At 35.6% G+C, this 16,457-nt stretch carries 25 protein-coding genes and 1 tRNA gene; 21 read left to right on the forward strand and 5 right to left on the reverse strand.

Annotated elements, in window-relative coordinates:
• Positions 1–70 precede the first annotated feature (70 nt).
• Complete coding sequence (fucP, locus tag LV89_RS18940) at positions 71–1,318, reverse strand: L-fucose:H+ symporter permease (RefSeq protein WP_109744488.1); 1,248 nt, start codon at positions 1,316–1,318, stop codon at positions 71–73.
• 226 nt (positions 1,319–1,544) lie between these two features.
• Between fucP and LV89_RS18945 the strand changes: the two genes are divergently transcribed.
• Positions 1,545–2,306: a DUF1835 domain-containing protein gene (locus LV89_RS18945; protein ID WP_109744489.1), complete on the forward strand. Its 762-nt coding sequence runs from the start codon at positions 1,545–1,547 to the stop codon at positions 2,304–2,306.
• Between the two features lie 151 nt (positions 2,307–2,457).
• Here LV89_RS18945 and LV89_RS18950 read toward each other — a convergent pair whose 3' ends face one another.
• Entirely contained in the window at positions 2,458–2,916 is a 459-nt protein-coding gene (locus LV89_RS18950) for a hypothetical protein (RefSeq protein ID WP_109744490.1), read from the reverse strand.
• Between the two features lie 217 nt (positions 2,917–3,133).
• Here LV89_RS18950 and LV89_RS25285 point away from each other — a divergent pair, with 217 nt between their 5' ends.
• The 20 genes from LV89_RS25285 to LV89_RS19055 all read left to right on the forward strand — a co-directional run bounded on the left by LV89_RS25285 (position 3,134) and on the right by LV89_RS19055 (position 15,062).
• A complete protein-coding gene (locus tag LV89_RS25285) occupies positions 3,134–3,301 on the forward strand; it encodes a hypothetical protein (protein ID WP_158279631.1) in 168 nt (55 codons plus the stop codon).
• Between the two features lie 18 nt (positions 3,302–3,319).
• The gene (locus LV89_RS18955) at positions 3,320–3,577 is read left to right on the forward strand and encodes a hypothetical protein (RefSeq protein WP_109744491.1); all 258 of its coding nucleotides are present in this window, start codon (positions 3,320–3,322) and stop codon (positions 3,575–3,577) included.
• Between the two features lie 497 nt (positions 3,578–4,074).
• A tRNA-Met gene (locus LV89_RS18965) sits at positions 4,075–4,148 on the forward strand.
• Positions 4,149–4,330: 182 nt separating this feature from the next.
• Entirely contained in the window at positions 4,331–4,462 is a 132-nt protein-coding gene (locus tag LV89_RS25855) for a hypothetical protein (RefSeq protein WP_262509871.1), read from the forward strand.
• Positions 4,463–4,818: 356 nt separating this feature from the next.
• Positions 4,819–5,058 carry a hypothetical protein gene (locus tag LV89_RS18970; protein ID WP_109744493.1) on the forward strand — a complete coding sequence of 80 codons (240 nt, stop codon included), beginning with the start codon at positions 4,819–4,821 and terminating at the stop codon, positions 5,056–5,058.
• The gene (locus LV89_RS18975) at positions 5,043–5,438 is read left to right on the forward strand and encodes a hypothetical protein (RefSeq protein ID WP_109744494.1); all 396 of its coding nucleotides are present in this window, start codon (positions 5,043–5,045) and stop codon (positions 5,436–5,438) included. The genes LV89_RS18970 and LV89_RS18975 overlap by 16 nt, the downstream gene beginning before the upstream one ends.
• A gap of 44 nt (positions 5,439–5,482) precedes the next feature.
• Positions 5,483–5,971 carry a hypothetical protein gene (locus tag LV89_RS18980; protein WP_109744495.1) on the forward strand — a complete coding sequence of 163 codons (489 nt, stop codon included), beginning with the start codon at positions 5,483–5,485 and terminating at the stop codon, positions 5,969–5,971.
• Complete coding sequence (locus tag LV89_RS18985; protein ID WP_109744496.1) at positions 5,971–6,195, forward strand: hypothetical protein; 225 nt, start codon at positions 5,971–5,973, stop codon at positions 6,193–6,195. The genes LV89_RS18980 and LV89_RS18985 overlap by 1 nt, the downstream gene beginning before the upstream one ends.
• A gap of 23 nt (positions 6,196–6,218) precedes the next feature.
• Positions 6,219–6,671, forward strand: a complete 453-nt coding sequence (locus tag LV89_RS18990; protein WP_109744497.1) for a hypothetical protein — start codon at positions 6,219–6,221, stop codon at positions 6,669–6,671.
• Between the two features lie 86 nt (positions 6,672–6,757).
• The gene (locus LV89_RS18995) at positions 6,758–8,458 is read left to right on the forward strand and encodes a hypothetical protein (protein ID WP_109744498.1); all 1,701 of its coding nucleotides are present in this window, start codon (positions 6,758–6,760) and stop codon (positions 8,456–8,458) included.
• 231 nt (positions 8,459–8,689) lie between these two features.
• Positions 8,690–8,956 carry a hypothetical protein gene (locus tag LV89_RS19005; RefSeq protein WP_109744500.1) on the forward strand — a complete coding sequence of 89 codons (267 nt, stop codon included), beginning with the start codon at positions 8,690–8,692 and terminating at the stop codon, positions 8,954–8,956.
• Positions 8,957–9,352 (forward strand): hypothetical protein, encoded by a 396-nt coding sequence (locus tag LV89_RS19010; RefSeq protein ID WP_109744501.1) that lies wholly within the window; start codon positions 8,957–8,959, stop codon positions 9,350–9,352.
• On the forward strand, positions 9,345–10,910 hold the full coding sequence (locus LV89_RS19015) for a DNA cytosine methyltransferase (RefSeq protein ID WP_109744502.1): 1,566 nt from the start codon (positions 9,345–9,347) through the stop codon (positions 10,908–10,910). Before LV89_RS19010 ends, LV89_RS19015 begins: the two co-directional genes overlap by 8 nt.
• Before the next feature lie 4 nt (positions 10,911–10,914).
• Positions 10,915–11,724 carry a hypothetical protein gene (locus LV89_RS19020; protein ID WP_109744503.1) on the forward strand — a complete coding sequence of 270 codons (810 nt, stop codon included), beginning with the start codon at positions 10,915–10,917 and terminating at the stop codon, positions 11,722–11,724.
• 12 nt (positions 11,725–11,736) lie between these two features.
• The gene (locus LV89_RS19025) at positions 11,737–12,243 is read left to right on the forward strand and encodes a hypothetical protein (protein WP_109744504.1); all 507 of its coding nucleotides are present in this window, start codon (positions 11,737–11,739) and stop codon (positions 12,241–12,243) included.
• Positions 12,244–12,520: 277 nt separating this feature from the next.
• The gene (locus LV89_RS19035; protein ID WP_109744506.1) at positions 12,521–12,778 is read left to right on the forward strand and encodes a hypothetical protein; all 258 of its coding nucleotides are present in this window, start codon (positions 12,521–12,523) and stop codon (positions 12,776–12,778) included.
• Positions 12,771–13,691 (forward strand): hypothetical protein, encoded by a 921-nt coding sequence (locus tag LV89_RS19040; RefSeq protein ID WP_109744507.1) that lies wholly within the window; start codon positions 12,771–12,773, stop codon positions 13,689–13,691. Before LV89_RS19035 ends, LV89_RS19040 begins: the two co-directional genes overlap by 8 nt.
• Positions 13,692–13,790: 99 nt before the next feature.
• On the forward strand, positions 13,791–14,138 hold the full coding sequence (locus tag LV89_RS19045) for a hypothetical protein (RefSeq protein ID WP_211321237.1): 348 nt from the start codon (positions 13,791–13,793) through the stop codon (positions 14,136–14,138).
• Complete coding sequence (locus tag LV89_RS19050) at positions 14,128–14,640, forward strand: hypothetical protein (protein WP_109744509.1); 513 nt, start codon at positions 14,128–14,130, stop codon at positions 14,638–14,640. The genes LV89_RS19045 and LV89_RS19050 overlap by 11 nt, the downstream gene beginning before the upstream one ends.
• 131 nt (positions 14,641–14,771) lie before the next feature.
• Positions 14,772–15,062, forward strand: coding sequence for a hypothetical protein (locus LV89_RS19055; protein WP_109744510.1), 291 nt, complete (start codon positions 14,772–14,774; stop codon positions 15,060–15,062).
• 71 nt (positions 15,063–15,133) lie between these two features.
• On the opposite strand, the gene LV89_RS25860 is transcribed toward LV89_RS19055, so the two are convergent.
• The 3 genes from LV89_RS25860 to LV89_RS19065 all read right to left on the reverse strand — a co-directional run.
• Positions 15,134–15,265, reverse strand: a complete 132-nt coding sequence (locus LV89_RS25860) for a hypothetical protein (protein ID WP_262509872.1) — start codon at positions 15,263–15,265, stop codon at positions 15,134–15,136.
• Positions 15,258–15,758, reverse strand: coding sequence for a hypothetical protein (locus LV89_RS19060; RefSeq protein ID WP_109744511.1), 501 nt, complete (start codon positions 15,756–15,758; stop codon positions 15,258–15,260). The genes LV89_RS25860 and LV89_RS19060 overlap by 8 nt, the downstream gene beginning before the upstream one ends.
• A gap of 66 nt (positions 15,759–15,824) precedes the next feature.
• Positions 15,825–16,457 (reverse strand): transposase (locus LV89_RS19065; protein WP_211321238.1); only part of this gene is annotated, 633 nt, incomplete at its 5' end.

The following is a 16,457-nucleotide window of genomic DNA, read 5'->3' on the forward strand; positions in this document are numbered from 1 at the left end:
ACGAATCTACTTACATCAAAACGAGCCATCAAAAATAAATTTGATGGCTCGTTTTATTTTTTGTAAAAGACTAATTAACAGGTTTGTAGCCTCTTAATCCGAAATAAAATACCACGAAGAAACAAGTTAAAGGCACACAATAACCAACTTGAATATTATCGTTGAACGAGTCGATTACTTTGCCCATAATTACAGGGAAAATTGCCCCACCAATAATAGACATAACAATTAGTGACGAAGCGGGTTTTGTATTTTCGTTCAAATCTTTGATACCTAATGAGAAAATTGTAGGAAACATAATTGACATAAAGAAACCCAAGCCGCCTAAAGCCAAGACAACATTCTTTCCGTCTGCATAAACAGCTACTAAACTCAGTAGAATACACAACCCTGCATAAATGGTTAATAATCGAGCAGGTTGAATATAACGCATGATAATTGTGCCGATAAAACGCCCCGACATAAATAGCAAACCATAAATACCAAGGTAATACCCCGCCGTTTTTTCGTCCACTCCACCTCCAGAAATCGCCATTCTGATGAAAAAACTCGTTACGCATACCTGAGCCCCAACATAGAAGAATTGAGCTACCACAGCCCAAACAAGATGCTTACGTTTCAATGCTTCAGCAATACCGCCTTTGGCTTCACTTTCGTTTTCCTCCTTAAATTCTGGAAAGTTTAACACTAAAAACACAATGGCTAAAATTAATAAGGCACTTCCCAAAATAATATAAGGCATTTTTACCGATGCCGCTTCGGAAGTCAAATAAGCAATTTTATCCACCTCAGGCATAAGCGATAATTGCTCAGAACTAAATTCTTTTCCTGATAGAATAAAGATTGTCCCAACCATAGGGGCAATAAAGGCGGCTAAGCCATTAAAAGACTGTGCCAAGTTCAAACGGGTGGTTGCGTCCTTTGCGTCGCCTAATTTGGTCGCATAAGGGTTTGCAGCGGTTTCGAGAATAGTCAAACCACAACCAATAATAAATAAACCCAATAAAAAGATTTCGTAAGTTCGGGTATTGGCAGCAGGAATAAACAAAAAAGCCCCGACACTAAAAACCAACAAACCTGTGATAATCCCTTTTTTATAACCATAGTTTTTAATTATCATACCAGCGGGAATTGCTGCCATAAAATATGCCATATAAACAGCGGTATCTACAAAAGTAGATTGCATATTACTTAATTGGAGTGCTTTGCGGAGGTGCGGAATAAGAACACCATTTAGGTTATTGGCAATTCCCCATAAAAAAAATAAACAAGTAACAAGTATAAATGGGATTAGGTAATTAGGTTTGTTTTCTTTCATCGTAATGTGTTTTAATAGTCGTTAAAAGGATAGTTTTCTCTAAAATGCAAATAGACACACTTTTTACTTGATAAAAAAGCATTTCAAATAATAATATTTGATGTTCAATTATGACTAATGCTTGATGTTGGGATTGGTAATTAATGAAGATTGAAGGTGTTTAGACTTAGAAAATTTGATTGTCAGTCCCTTTATGTTAAATTGTTTAATAAATCACAAAATTTACATGAGAAAATTTCATATTTTAAATGGCGATTGTCTGTTAGAACAAATAAAAACTACATCAATTGACGATAGTTTTATCATTTGCAGAGAATGTTTAATAAATGGCGAAGTAAAAGCACAAGACCTTAGAGATTTTTGGGAGATAAGAGCAAGTCATATTGCAGATACTTATCATGTTTCAAAAGACGAGTATTTTACAAAAACAGTAAGTCAATTCAATCAAATACTTAATCTTCCAGAAGGTTCAGAAGTTTGTCTTTGGTTTGAGAATGATTTGTTTTGTCAGGTCAATATGTGGTTTTGCCTTTCCTTATTAACACATCGGTCAGATTTGAAGATATTTAGAATATTTCCCATAGTTGACAATCAAAAAGATATTTGGAAAGGATTTGCCATGGTAGATTCTTTAAGTCTTGAACAGTCGTACACAGGAAAAACTATTTTTCAAAAGCATGATATTGAATTAGGAGTAAACCTTTGGAAAGCGTATCAAGAAAATGACTTTAGAGAATTGAAAGAATTATCGAAAATTGACTCCACGTGCTTTCAGTATTTAGAAGAAATTATACAAGCTCACATCGAGCGATTTCCCAGTGGTAATGCTTTGAGCAGACCTGAAAGAGTTATTCAAGAAATCATGAAAAATGATACAACCGACTTTTATTCAGTGTTCACTTTATTCTCTGAAAGGGAAGGGGTTTACGGTTTCGGAGACTTACAATTAAAACCAATTTACGACCGTTTCATGAAGCTGAAAGATTGAATATCGATAAAAAACAAAAAAACCATTACAGTGTTATTGTAATGGTTTTACTTTTTGTGATCCCGCTGGGATTCGGGCAAAACCAGCGGGAAACGGTTATCAATACACGTAGGGCGTTCTTTTTACCCTTGTCTAATGAGCTAATAGAAATTTAAGCTGTCAATTTGTATGCCACTTCTTTATATTCTGACATATCTAAAACAACTAAATTACTATCACGTGTTTGTTCATTAGACTCAAGCTTTCCCTGTAATGAATTGTTTTCCACCATATTCCAAAGTCTCTCTTTGTCTTTTATAAGTGACTCATTATTTCTAAGTAAAATCTCATTTTCTCTTTTTAATGTTTTTACCAAATCAGTTTCATCAACTTGCTTAGTTTGAGATAAATCTTTTTGCATTTCACCTATGCCACAAATAAGCCAAAGAGAATCCACTTGAGGAAACGATAGAAGTATTGATTCTAAAATATCAGGACCAGGCTTGCTCCCTCTTGTTAAAATACTTGACAACGTCTGAGTAGAAATTTTACTCAATCTTGCAAAATCGGATTGATTTCTTGATAATTGCTCTACCAGAAAAGCAATTCTTTCATTGATTGTACTTTTCATAACTATTTGATTTTTAGTTGCTTGTAAATTATTTTATTTTATTGCGTAAAATAATTACGCAATAATTTGTAATTAATATTCAATTGCATATATCTTTGTATAAGAAAAACGCACAAGTAAATCATTTGTTGCGTAAATATAGATTAAGATTTGATTACTTGAATTAAAAAGTTTGAAAATTATTTAACGGTAGTTTCTTTAAAACAAAACTTGATTTATGAAAGCCTGTAAAAGTTGTCAACAAGGAAGAGTAACACAGGCTTTAATCGGTTTAGCGAATAGCAAAAAAACAACTACGGACAAACTTACAATTGTCTATTGCTTAGAAGAACGAGAATACAAAGACAAATACAAGTCTTGTGAAAAGTACCAGATTAGTAACTAAAATAGTCCTTATAAAAATATGGCAATTATAGATGTAAAGTCGGCAATCAAATCTTTAAATCAAGCCGATAGAGCCTTAGTCGGAAGAGCATTTTATAAACACTTCCCCAAAGCTTCTGAAAGTAGATTTAAAAATGTAATTGGTCAGCAAAGTATGGAGTTTGACGCAATTGAAAGAAATGCTCTGGCAAAACACCTCATAGAAGTTGATGAAAACGGCAAAGTCATGCTTGATTGTTCAGACGAATTTATGGAGTTCATCGGTGAAACAGTTTAAATTCTAAATATATGAATGCCTTGAAAATTTTCGGACTCATTTTCCTTTTTATTGCCTTATGTTTTGACGTTGTGGCGATGGCTATTGAAACAATCTTATTTATTATTTCGCCTGAGAGTTCTTTTTACATCGTTTTAGCATTCGCATTTAGTCTTGGAGTTTTTATTTTTCTCTTTGACAGAATTTACAAATCAATCTGAATCTTATCCTTCGGGAATGATTATAAATAATTTCTTTCACAATTTAATTTTAAAGCCAAATGTCACAGCAAGTAGAAAACCCAGAAGTTGAAGAAGATGTGTTAGTAGAAGAAGAAGGCGTTGAGGAGCAAGAAAAAGAAGAAGAAGAGCCAGAAGAAGAGGAAAACGCCGAGTAGTAGTAACTGGAGTAGCCTTCGGGTTACTCCAAATTTGACAAATTGAATTTCATAGTTAAATAGGTTTAGACGTGACCAAATATCCCCAGTGTATCGCTGGGGTATATTTCACAAACAACAAAGTGGGGTAGAGCAGATGGTCAGCTCGCCAGCCTCATAAGCTGGAGGTCGGAGGTTCGAGTCCTTCCCCCGCAACAAAACAAAATCATCATGAGATTATCTTCCGTTATCGGTATTATCCTTTTATTCAGTAGCTTAATAATGCTGTCGTTAGTTGTTATAAGCCCAATTTTGAAGTTAGGAATAGATATGGCAGTTATGTTTTTTATGGCTTTTGTTATTTTGTTCATAGGTGGTATTTCTAAAATTTCAGAAAGATGAATCATATCCATTTTAATATTCCAGTCGCAGACGGAATCGTTGAACTCGCATTAATCGCAATTCCAATCGTAGCGTTCTTTTGCATAGCAGGAGCGTTTGCAGATAGAATTGCAAAAGATACAAAGTAAGGATTGTTACTTAATCATGCTGATATTCAGTCTGATTACTTAGGCAGGTCACAAGAGTTGAGCAGAACATTTCTCTTGGTGAATGAGGTTCGTTCCTTATCCTGCCACAATGGAAACGATGGCGGTTGTTTCCACGGGAAGGTTTTTTGTGATTCCTTCCCGAAACAAAAAGTTTTAGGCGGAGTGGTCTCAAACTCATTAGTGGTTAGGTTTATAGGCAAGGTACATCGTCATGCGGTGTACCTACTTTGTAAAACCGCTTTACCGTCATATTTAAGCCAATTTTGAATTTATGAAAGCGTAGGTTTTTGGGGTGTCCGTATATACGAACACGTTAGATATTACTTTGTACAAATATGGACTATTTTGACTTACACGAACATCTTTCTGAAGAAATAAAAGAGCTTGAAATTGTAGCAAAGCACATCTTTTCAGAATATCTCATGAGCGACAATACTCGTTCATTTTCCCTCCTTCACGACTATTTTGAGTTACAAGATACAATCATCACTAAGCAAAGAATTTTGAGTGGATTACCACCAAAATATTTGTTAGTAGCACTTCAAAAAATAGAAAATTCATGGCTAACGAAGTAATAGAAAGGCACAAAGCCGAGATGCAAATGCTCCATAAAAACCAAATGGAAGGAGAAGATTTGTTTCGTAGGAGGCTCTCTTATTTGAAAGCAAGAAAGGATGGCTTACTTCATACTTGCCCAAATATTGAGCAAATGAATGAGGTACAAAGACGAAACTACGACTTCATTAATGATACCATTGAAGAGTTGGAGTTCTTTCATCGTACCCAAACTGCTTATGCGACAAAGTATAAAAACCTGTACGATGAAACCATAGGATTGATAAAAAAGGACTTTGTGCCAAAAATAAAGCAAGATGTTATCGTGAAGCTTATTGACCAATTCAACGAATCAATAACCGATAATTTCTTACAGGAAATCCTTAAAAACAAAGAATAAATCACCTCTCCAACTGAAAAGTTGGAGTTTCTTTTTTAGATAAAATGCAAAAGAAACTCATTCTTAAACGATTACAACATACGATTTTCAAAGCTAACCTTTTGAAAACTTGGGAATTTTCATTCGATAACTTTCGTGTAGAATATCTATTTCCTAAAGATTCAAAACATGATACGGTCAAAATAAAACCTCTCTCAGGTGACTTTATCGAGTGGTATCCGATATGGTTTCCAAAGTCTGAATTTGATTATCAAGTTCAAAATTCTTATGTCGTAGTCACTTATGAAGGAAGTTCAAAACGAGAAGACATAGTCTCTGGTTTGTGCGAATGGCACGGACTTTCAAAGACAATTATTGGTTGTCTTTTCTTTGGAGAAATACTAATTATCAACGCAAATAAGCCCAATAAGACGGTTTTTAAGTCATTTAATACTATTTCAAGAGTTCAATTAATTAAGCGTTTTGAGGCGATGTATCGCCGTATAGACCAAAACCTTATCGACCCAAACTGGACAAATAACCTTAAAGCATAATGGCAGATTATTTATACAAGGACTTACCCCTAAAGTTTAATGGAGGTAAATCATTTGAGAATTTACAAGTTGGAGATACTCTCGAAGTTAGACTCGTAGAATTGGAATGTGACTTTATATTTTTTTGGGGAAAGTTGAATTCCGTTAAATGTAATAAGATAGAATTACAGTTGAAGCCTGTGAATGATGCTTACGGAATGACTCAGGTTTTCATATTTCTTTAAACCAGCCAAATATTTAAAATAACATGGAATTACAACTCGTATTAGAACGCCTTGCCTTTACCATAGAAAAGGCAAAAGAATTGAAGCCAGAGCAGTTTAATTACGCTTGTTATGTCCGATACTTTGACTATAATAATCATTGTGGGACAGTTTGTTGCGTTGTGGGGCATTATCCCAATTGGGGAATCATTGGATTTCGCTATGTGAAAAGTGTTGAAGAACCTCCTATCATGATAGTTAAATATGGTGACTTTGGGGATGTTAGTGCAGGATTGATTTTTTATCATGGTTTATCGAAAGAAATTATTGATTTCCTTTTCTACGGATTCAATGTTGAACACTCCTTATTCCAGACCATTAACGACGAATTTGAAGACCAAAATGTTTGTCTTGGGTTGGATGAAGTGATTCAACGCTTCGAATACGTCTATGAACTATTGAAAACGGAGCAAATAACGCCTGATTTTACCGCTTAATTCGTGCGACAGCCTATTGGTTTATCTAAGGCTCGATAGTTCCCGCAAACCTCAAAGAATTCGATAAAGACACAAAAATTACCCAAATGAGACAATACGATATACTTGGTGGTGAAACCGAAATCAAAGAACATAGACGCAAACGTAGAAAAGTTGTGTCTCAGTCGAATAATGCTGTTGTTCCGAATAACACGACCACTACGAATGTCCCAAGAACGAAACCAGTAACCGTTACGACTACTCAGAGAGAAAATACCTTAGTCGCCACAATTGAAAAAAAGGTATCGCTAAAGAATCACCAAATCGTTACGACTACCCATTACATTCCAGAGTTCAAAAGTCAGCATGAAAATTCAAGAGAAAACGTGAAAGGGAATACTGGTGAGTATAACGGTTATATGTCAAGAAATACAGGAAGATATGTGGACAGAATTATTGAAAACTGGTTGACAGCCATCGAGTTAAACCAAGAAAATAAACAAAAAGACTACAATGACCAGGTCTATGTAACATTTCTGACTCTTACACTGCCATGCAAACAAGTTCACGGAGATAATTACATCAAAAATCAATGTCTGGACCCGATGATTGAGTGGTTGAGAAGTTCAGAAAAGAAAAATAAGCGAAGTGGAGCAGGTGTTGACGCTTATTTGTGGAGAGCCGAAAGCCAAAAAAACGGAGATATTCACTTCCACTTGATTCTTGATAGATGGGTTGTGGCTGATTTGGTCCGCAACAAATGGAATCAAATCATTGAGCGATTGAAATACGTCACGATGTACAAAAAAACGCAAGAATACATTTACCGTGACGGTTTCAAGTTCAGAGAAGAACAGGCTCAAAAACAGATTGAAAGGCTTCAATATGTTCTTCAAAACGCTATCGAAGACAATAAAATGATTCCAGACACGAAGTACGTTAATCACCCAATGGTTCGGGAAACGCTTAATCAAATCATCAACGATTATAGAATGATGCCAGCAGCCGAAAAAAAGAAACTCTCTGGCTTTGGTCTGAGTGACGAAGTAGCGAGAATGTTGGTGTACAAGATGCAATTGAAAGCTTACGAAATCGGTAAAAATGAAGGCTGGTCGAACCCTAACACCACTGATATTCACAAGCTTGGCAACATTAGTTCTATTAGTGCTTACATCAAAAAGTACGTTTCAAAATCGGACATTGTAGAGCCAAAACTTGAGAAAAATCAAAGAGCCTTAATCAAAGAGCAGGATGGAAAGAGACGCATTTATACCCTTCGAGAAGGTGGAGATTGGGACAATTTACTCGATTACTACGATGAAAATGCTCCTCTTTACGAGATAACATTTACCTCAAGAAAGGTTAGAGGCAGGATTTGGGGCAAAAGCAGAAACCTATCAGACGGAGCAGATGGGAAGAAAATACAAGCTGCTCAATTCGTTACCGAAACCAAAATCATCGCTGACGATGTGGTTTGGGGTAGGCAAATAACTCGCTGGAGTACCAATGATGACGTTTCGGAGTATGTAGAAAATGTAAAGCAGGAGATTCCAGAAGAAGAAGTTAAAAGGATTGCAGAAATCATTCAAAGTGATTACTGCGAGGTGATTCCACTCGGAAAATATGCGGTAAAAGTCCATCACAAAACCAAAAAGAAGCTTAAATACTTCAAGCCAATCAAACAGGTTGAATTCCTGCATAAAGTGAGTCCAGCCTTAGAAAAGCGGTATTTAGCCCATTACGATAATATTTTTCAAATGATTTACGGAAGCAATTCCGATACGAGTACCACACAGATTGCAGCGTGATAAACGATAATCCCATACACAAGACAATCGGAAACTGGAAGGTTCACATCACTGGTGACATCTCTAACGACACAGAATGTTTTGAGATAACTTTTGATAGACTTACCGAACAAAACTGGTTCTTGTTTGCAGTGGGTGTTGGCTGGGGAATGGATTTTATAGAAGCATATTTTGAAGCTGCTCAACTCATTGGATTAGACACAGTAACATTTCAACTTAATCATCAGTAGCATGGACAATAGACGATATTTCTTTATAAGTTTTTGGGTAACTCTGGAAAATAAATCATCAATTATCAGTTCTTCTGGATTTATACAAAACTCGAAAAAACATCCTACCAGAAAAGAATTGGAAGAAAAACAGACAGATTTGATTTTGAGACAATACGGAATAAAACCTTCAAAAATTCACCTTATCTCAATCTCAGAATTTAAGTGTCGGAAAGATTACCTCAATTTCTTAGAGGTTAGCGATTTTCACCCATTTTCAGAAAACTAAATGGACTTAAACAAAGAATACAATCAGCTACAAGTTTTACTGAAGAAGTCGGCAGAATGTCAAATGTATTCAGCCGAAAGAATCGTAAAAATAAAGCTCCAAGAAGTTGCAGCAATTGCCCACTTATTCGGATATGATTTTGAATTTTGGCAAGAAACAGGACTTTGGCGAAAGTATCAAGACGTTCCAATTCAAACGCAAGCCGAAAATAAAACGCTTCCAGAAACGCATGCCGTAGAAACGTTTAAAACGGAAAATATTAGTGTACAAGCGTTTCAAAGCAATAATGCGGTTTGTGAATCATGTTCAAAAGCTTTTGAAAGAAAACGGAAAACGCAACGCTTCTGTACGCCAAAATGTAAAAACGATTTTCATAATTCTAAGAAACATGAATGAAATAAACGAACCACTATTTCTATTAGTTGACCTTTTTTGTGGAGCAGGAGGAACAACGCTTGCCTTCGAAAAGTCGAAAATTAATGGAAGAAAAACCACAAAGGTTTTAGCCTGTGTCAATCACGATAAAAATGCCATCGAAAGCCATTGGCTCAATCACCCGGACGTAAAACATTTTGAAGAAGATATTCGGACACTCGATTTAACTGATTTAATTGAAATTGTTCAAAAGGCTCGAATCCAATACCCAAACGCAAAATTGATTCTCTGGGCATCACTTGAATGTACCAATTTTTCAAACGCCAAGGGTGGAAAACCACGTGATGCCGACTCCCGAACATTGGCTTGGTGCTTACCCAGATACATTCAAGCATTAGGTCCTGATTCGGTAATGATTGAAAACGTAGTAGAATTTATGGCTTGGGGGGAAATGGACGAACATGGCAAACCAATTTCAAGAGATAAAGGTACTGAGTGGTGGAAGTGGAAGGAGTTTATTAAAGACCAATTCAATTACAGAGACGAATGGCGAAAGTTGAACTCAGCGAATTACGGAGCTTATACCTCAAGAAACCGTTTGTTCGGGATTTTTGCCAAAGATGATTTTCCGATAAGTTTTCCAGAGCCGACCCATTCCAAAAATTTGAAGTCCAATTTATTCCATAATATTCAACCGTGGAAGCCAGTCCGAGAAGTATTGGACTTGGAAGATGAAGGGACTTCAATTTTTGATAGAACAAAGCCACTTGCCGACAAAACCATAGAGCGAATTTTGGCAGGAATGATAAAATATGTCGCTGGTGGAGATACTGCATTTATTCAAAATTATTATTCAGGCAATCCAGAACATAAGGTAAGTAGCATCAATGAGGTTTGTGGCACTATCACCACCGTTCCGCATCAAAGCTTGGTAACTGTCAAGAAATCGGAAGCTGCTTTTATGATGAAGTACATGGGAAACAACGTGAAAACAGGCATCAACAACGGAAAGTCACTTGATGAACCTTGCCTTACCATCACAACCCAAAACAGACTGTCAGTAGTATTTCTGAAAAAGTATTACTCAGGTGCAAATAATCATCAAAGCATAGATGTACCTGCTGGAACGCTTAGAACACACGATTCATTCGGCTTGGTTAATTGTAAGTTTCTGCTCAATCCTCAGTACCAAAGTAAAGGACACTCAATTGATAAACCATGCTTCACATTGATTGCCAGAATGGACAAAGCTCCGCCTTACATGGTATCAACAGTAGCAGGAAATCCAAAAGTACAAATTAAACCAGAGGATTCGGAATCAATGAAGAAACTCAAAACTTTCATGGTTCAGTACGGAATTGAGGATGTCATGCTGCGAATGTTGAAGATAGTTGAGTTGAAACGAATTCAAGGTTTTCCTGCCAATTATCAACTCGTTGGTTCTCAAGCAGACCAAAAGAAATTCATTGGTAATTCAGTTGAACCGCACACTGTAATGTCATGGGTCAACTCAACCGCCGAAGCTTTACTCAAGATTAATCAAAAAAGTATATCAAATCAATTAACAATAAATCAATAAAATCATGTCTTGGAAAGAACTAAGAAACGAAATTGACGAAAAGTCAGTAGTACCTAAAATTAACCCAGTAAAGGTAATTCAAGCTAAAAAAGTGGACGGAATTATGAAGTTTCGTGAATACGAACTCGAAACAAAGCTTGAAACATTAACCGATATTGGCACCGTCAGAACAGGCGTTTACATCGGTCATTATTACAAATTGGAAGTGTATTCAAAGATTGATGAAGCTTCTATCAATTCAACGCCATATTTCAATAAAACGGATTCTGTAAAACTTTACTGTACCAAAAGAGATACTCGATTGAGCCAGTCAGTAAAAGATTTTAAAGGTTCTGCCGAAAATGCCCGAGAGCATATCAAGGCTTTAACTGGTGACTGTAAAACTTTTGCAATTGTGGTGATTGCTACGAAAGACGGTGTCTTTGAAATCAAAACAAATCCTTCAATTTTCTTATGCGATGAAAAGAAATTTATCAAGCATTGTGAAGACTACGAGATTTCATACAAGCCAGTCTGCTACAATCCTGATATTTATTTAGAGTTACCGCAAAAATGGCGAGAAATGGATGCTCAATACTACCCTTCTTTTATTGCAGTTGAGCTAACTCAAAGACCAATTACTGACGCACTTGCCAATATTTTGAAACTAAGAGAGGTTTGTCAAAACTTTATTGATTTCAAGAAATACGTAAAGTCTGGTCAGGTTTATAACCAAGTTGAACAGCCAGCCACTCCAAAACCAGAAAGTCCAAGTTTCGCTCCAGTTCCTACATTCCCAACGAATAATGCTGGAGATGATGACCTACCATTCTAACGATTTCTCACAATGACAAAAGTTATCACATTTTCAAGAAGTTTTCCAAAGTACCACTCGGACTTTGGAAAACCTACTGAGTTTGCAGACAAGATTCAACTCGGTTTAGGAAAGGCAAATCTCTTAGAACTTTCAAAAAAATACACGGTTCTTCCTGCTCCCAAATTTCACACCATTCGGAAAGGACATCGCTGGAAAGTTGGAGATAAGTTTTCTCCAAGAGAATGGTCAGACAAGCCATATTGTAGCAAACAGAACTCTTTGGGAGATGATTTAGAGATTGTTAAGATTTGGAATTTTGCGGTTGATTTTGAAGATGATTTTTCTCTAAGCTGGTGGATTTATAATGAATATTTTGATACTCAAAATTATAAACTATTAACTGAAAAAGAATTGGAAGTGATTGCTAAAAATGATGGACTTTCATTACAACAATTTATTGACTGGTTTACAAAAACACCCAAATTTAAAGGTTTTGAAGGACAAATCATTTGTTGGAACGAATCAATCAAATATTGAAGTGGAAATACAAACTGACTTATTCGGCAACAAAATTAAAATCCTCTCAAATGGAAAAGTTCAAAAAGGAAACCCAATGGTCACCAGATGGGGAGCAGACAAACAGAACCGAACTTGTAAAACCTGTAAACACCTGTATTACAAGTCTTTCTCAAAACGATACTATAAATGTGAACTCAGAGGAGATACCAACGGAACTGCAACTGACCACAAAGTCAACTTTCCCGCCTGTTCACAGTATAACGATTGATTTCTCCCAAATAAAACGCTAAAAATCATGGAAAAAATTAAAGAATATTTAAAATTAAACGGATTTGATAATCATGGAAGGAGGGGAATAAAATGGGGTAAAACTATCAATAATAGTAGGCTTCCTGTAATTGTTTTTGTTTCAGTTTATCAAAGCAAACGCTGGCATATCGCTGTAAATGACGTTGAAGATGAATATCTGTTTTTGAATGCCATTAATATTTTGGAAACGGAAGATGAAGACAAAGTAATTAAACTGCTTGATGCTTTAATTGGAAATGGATAAACCGCTTGTAGTTCTTTGGGTTGGCGGTGGACAGGATTCAACCGCCTTACTTTACAAGTTTGCCTTTGATAGTTTTTTCAGAGAGAAATGGTTGAAAAATGATGCCAAGTTAGTGGCGATAATGGCTGACACAGGCGATGAATATCCAGAAACCTACGAACACGTTGAATTTCTGAAACTGTTTTGTGTGGAAGCCAACATCGAGTTTCATTTCATCACTCCAGACATGGGCTTTCATGGTAGAACTTGGCAATCACTCAGTCACCAAATGGATTTGAATTCCACCATTATGTCAGTTGCCTTCCCAAAATCTTGTACTGACAATTTGAAGATTAAAGTCTGCTACAATTTTTTAGAAGATTATTTGAAAAAATACTACGGCTATCAAGGTAAACGAAAACGTGCTTTTTATGAATATCGGCAACAATTCGGGAAGTTAGTGTCAATCATTGGGTTTGCCAAAGGTGAAGAAAACAGAATGGCGGTAAATCCTCAACTCGATTTATTTCCCGAAACGCTAAAAGATGACCGACCAGTGTATATGCAAAAATGTGTGGAGCATTTTTACCCATTAATAGCTATGTTGATGGACAGGTTTGATTGTCAGGATTATATCAGAAGTTTGGACATGAAAGTTCCACAGCCTTCCAACTGCATGATGTGTCCTTTCCAGAACGAAGCTGAGGTTGTGTACTTACATAGATTCTACCCAGAGCGTTGGCAAATATGGGTAGCAAAGGAAAAAGCAAAACTCTTGAAAAATCAATCGAAGGAACGAAATCTTGGCGTAAAGGGGGAGATACCACTCGAACAATTTTTACAAGAAGCCTTGAAAAAGTACGGACATTGGAGCGATGCACAACTGAAAAATTATAGAATGACTCATGGACATTGTGTAAAATCTAAAATTTAATTAAACTGAGTTATGACTGAATATTGGAAAAAACAATGGGTTAAAATTAGGATGGGCAAAAATCAATCACTGGCAGAAATAGTGTACCACAAAAATGACATGGAATTTGAGTTTTATTGGCGATGGAGTTGGTATTTTAAATATTTGGCAGCCAAGTTTCAAGTTGAGAATCCTCGTCACTTTGTTGAATTTTCAACTGGTTCTTATGATTATGTTCCAGACAATTTACAAAGAACTAAAAGGCTAAAAGATAGGATTATTGCACGTAAAGCTTTAGTCACTCAGGCAAATAATCAATGGACAGAGTTTCAGAAAAATTATAATAGTCTATTTCCAATTACCGAACATCCAAAATATGAAGCTACCGTAAAAAGAATACGACAATTAAATGCAGAGTTGGATGATTTAGAAAATCAATACAAAATACTCACACAAAATGAAAATTGATAATCAAATACCCGAAATGACTTTTGAGGTTAATTCTGGAAGAAAAACCGAGTTACACCGCATAGTTTATATTGAATACCAAAATGGCAAGCCACACGAAGTCATTACGGATAATTTCGATGGGTTTATGGCATTCTTCGACTTTGAAGAAGATTGTCATAGTTCAGATGAATTTATGTTTTTTGAGTCTGGAGGTGGCGGTAAAATTACAGAAATACAGGCTCCTCACTATGATGAAAGTTGCGGAATAGCATCTTATTGGATACATCCAGAAGCAAATTTTAAAGAAGGTCGTTTCCCAATTAATTGTGTTCAATTGGATGCTCCTATCCAATACAATGGAAATTCAAATCCATTTGAAAACGGAAGAAAAGTTTATTCGTTAGATTACTGCAAATTCTGTGATAAATTTTATGATGAATATGGTTGTGAAGAACATTTTGATGATACAGATGACGAAGGCAATTTAAAGTATTTTGATGGGTCGTTAGTTTATGATTAATGTTATGGAAACAGATTTTTGCTCCTACAACGTTGGCATCACCAACGTTTTTCATAAAGGAAAGTGTATAAAATGTCGTAAAAAAGTAGTCAAAGAAAAACCATATTACTGGCAACTAAAAAAACAACCAAATGGCAACTTACCAAATTAAAAAACAAATATACAATGCCATCAAATGGACTGGCGATAACAAAGAAGAAGTTGAATCTTTTATCAGTGACCGAAATCCATTAAAGTTTTGTGATAATGGAGATATTATCATTCAAAGAATTTATGGTAGGTGCTACTGTAGCATAGGTGATTATATTTTAGAAGATTTTGACGAGAGTATCATCATAGTATCAAACTATGAATTTAATAAAAAGTATGAGTTGTGGCAACTATCCAACGAAACCAACTGTTCAGTCGGAACAGGAACTTGACTTGTCCGACTGACAATGGAGTACGCAAATAAGTAAAGTGGAAATCCGTTACCTTGTTCACTAATGAAAGATTAACTTTCTTTGGGTGGTGGTGGTGGTAGTTGGTCTCTAACTGGACTAATTTGTCCACCTGTATGTTTGCCCGATTGGTCAAACGGATTCTGAGGTGCTACTGGTCTTGGGGTTACATTGTTTTTAGCCATTGTATCTTGTCATAAAATTGTTTGTTAACTTGTCAGCTTTGCGATTAAGGAAGAAAAAGTTCCAGAGCTTAATGTCACTGTCGGCTTGTTCTATGGATAGTTTCAAAGTTTTTATTTCTGAAAATACGTCCGATGCTTTGTTGTCGTCTATTCTTTTGTGATTTAAGTCGAGCCATACTTTTTCGAGCTTGTCAAAATAGATAATCCAATTTTTGCGTAATTCGATGACATCGTCAATATATTCGTCGTTGGCAATTAACTTATCTTGTATTAATTCTAAGAGTTTTAAGAATGTAGTAAGTCCAATACTCAGCCCAATTAGAAGAGAGTTTGTGTTTTTTGTTGAAATCCATGTTAAAAAACCCGTTGCATTCAAAAGTAAAATTGTTATTTCAAAAAACTTTTTAGTCGATTTGAGAAAAGAAATATAGATAGAAATGAACTCGTCATTCTTCTTTGCGTAGTACATTTCATTCCATATTAGTGTCCTCATTAATATTATTTTTATAGTTTATTCTGTCGAATTTCTTCTTTTAAGATTCTGACTAACGTACACTTTTTAGGTTGATTTTAAGCCTAAGTCTTCGGGAGTCAAGTCAAATTTATGGATATGTTTTCTAATTTGTTTTACTAATCCTTGTTTTCTTTTTTCATCCAAGAATAAATAATCTGTTGGTGGTTTGTAAGGCTCTTTTTTGGTAATCATATTGTAAATAATTACGCCTAATTTTCTTGCAGTGGCACTTATGGCAGTAGCACGGTCTGATTTATTTAGTATTCGTCTAAAAAAGTTGGACAAATGGGTATCTTTTAATCCACCGATGACATTGGCTGCATTTCTTAGGATTATTTTTAGTCTGTTTCCTCCTTTTGGGATATGACTATTGATGACTTTCCCACCTGTAATTTTAGTATTGGGTGTCAAGTGCATCCAAGAGGTAAAATGTTTGGCTGAGGCAAATTTTGAGAATCCTTCGAGTCCTACTTCACTCATAATGCCCATAATGGTACTATGGCTTACGCCTTCTATTGCCATTAAATCTACTCCTCCAAAATATTGATAAGCTATTTGATTGAGGTCGATATTTTTAGGTGCATTCTTATTCACTCTTTTATAAGGCTTGGCTGTAGTTTTTAATTGCTTTTTATCTTGATCTTTATTGATTTCATTTTCAAGCATTTTCTTAATACT

This window comes from Arcicella aurantiaca (genome assembly GCF_003148625.1).
Classification (GTDB): domain Bacteria; phylum Bacteroidota; class Bacteroidia; order Cytophagales; family Spirosomataceae; genus Arcicella; species Arcicella aurantiaca.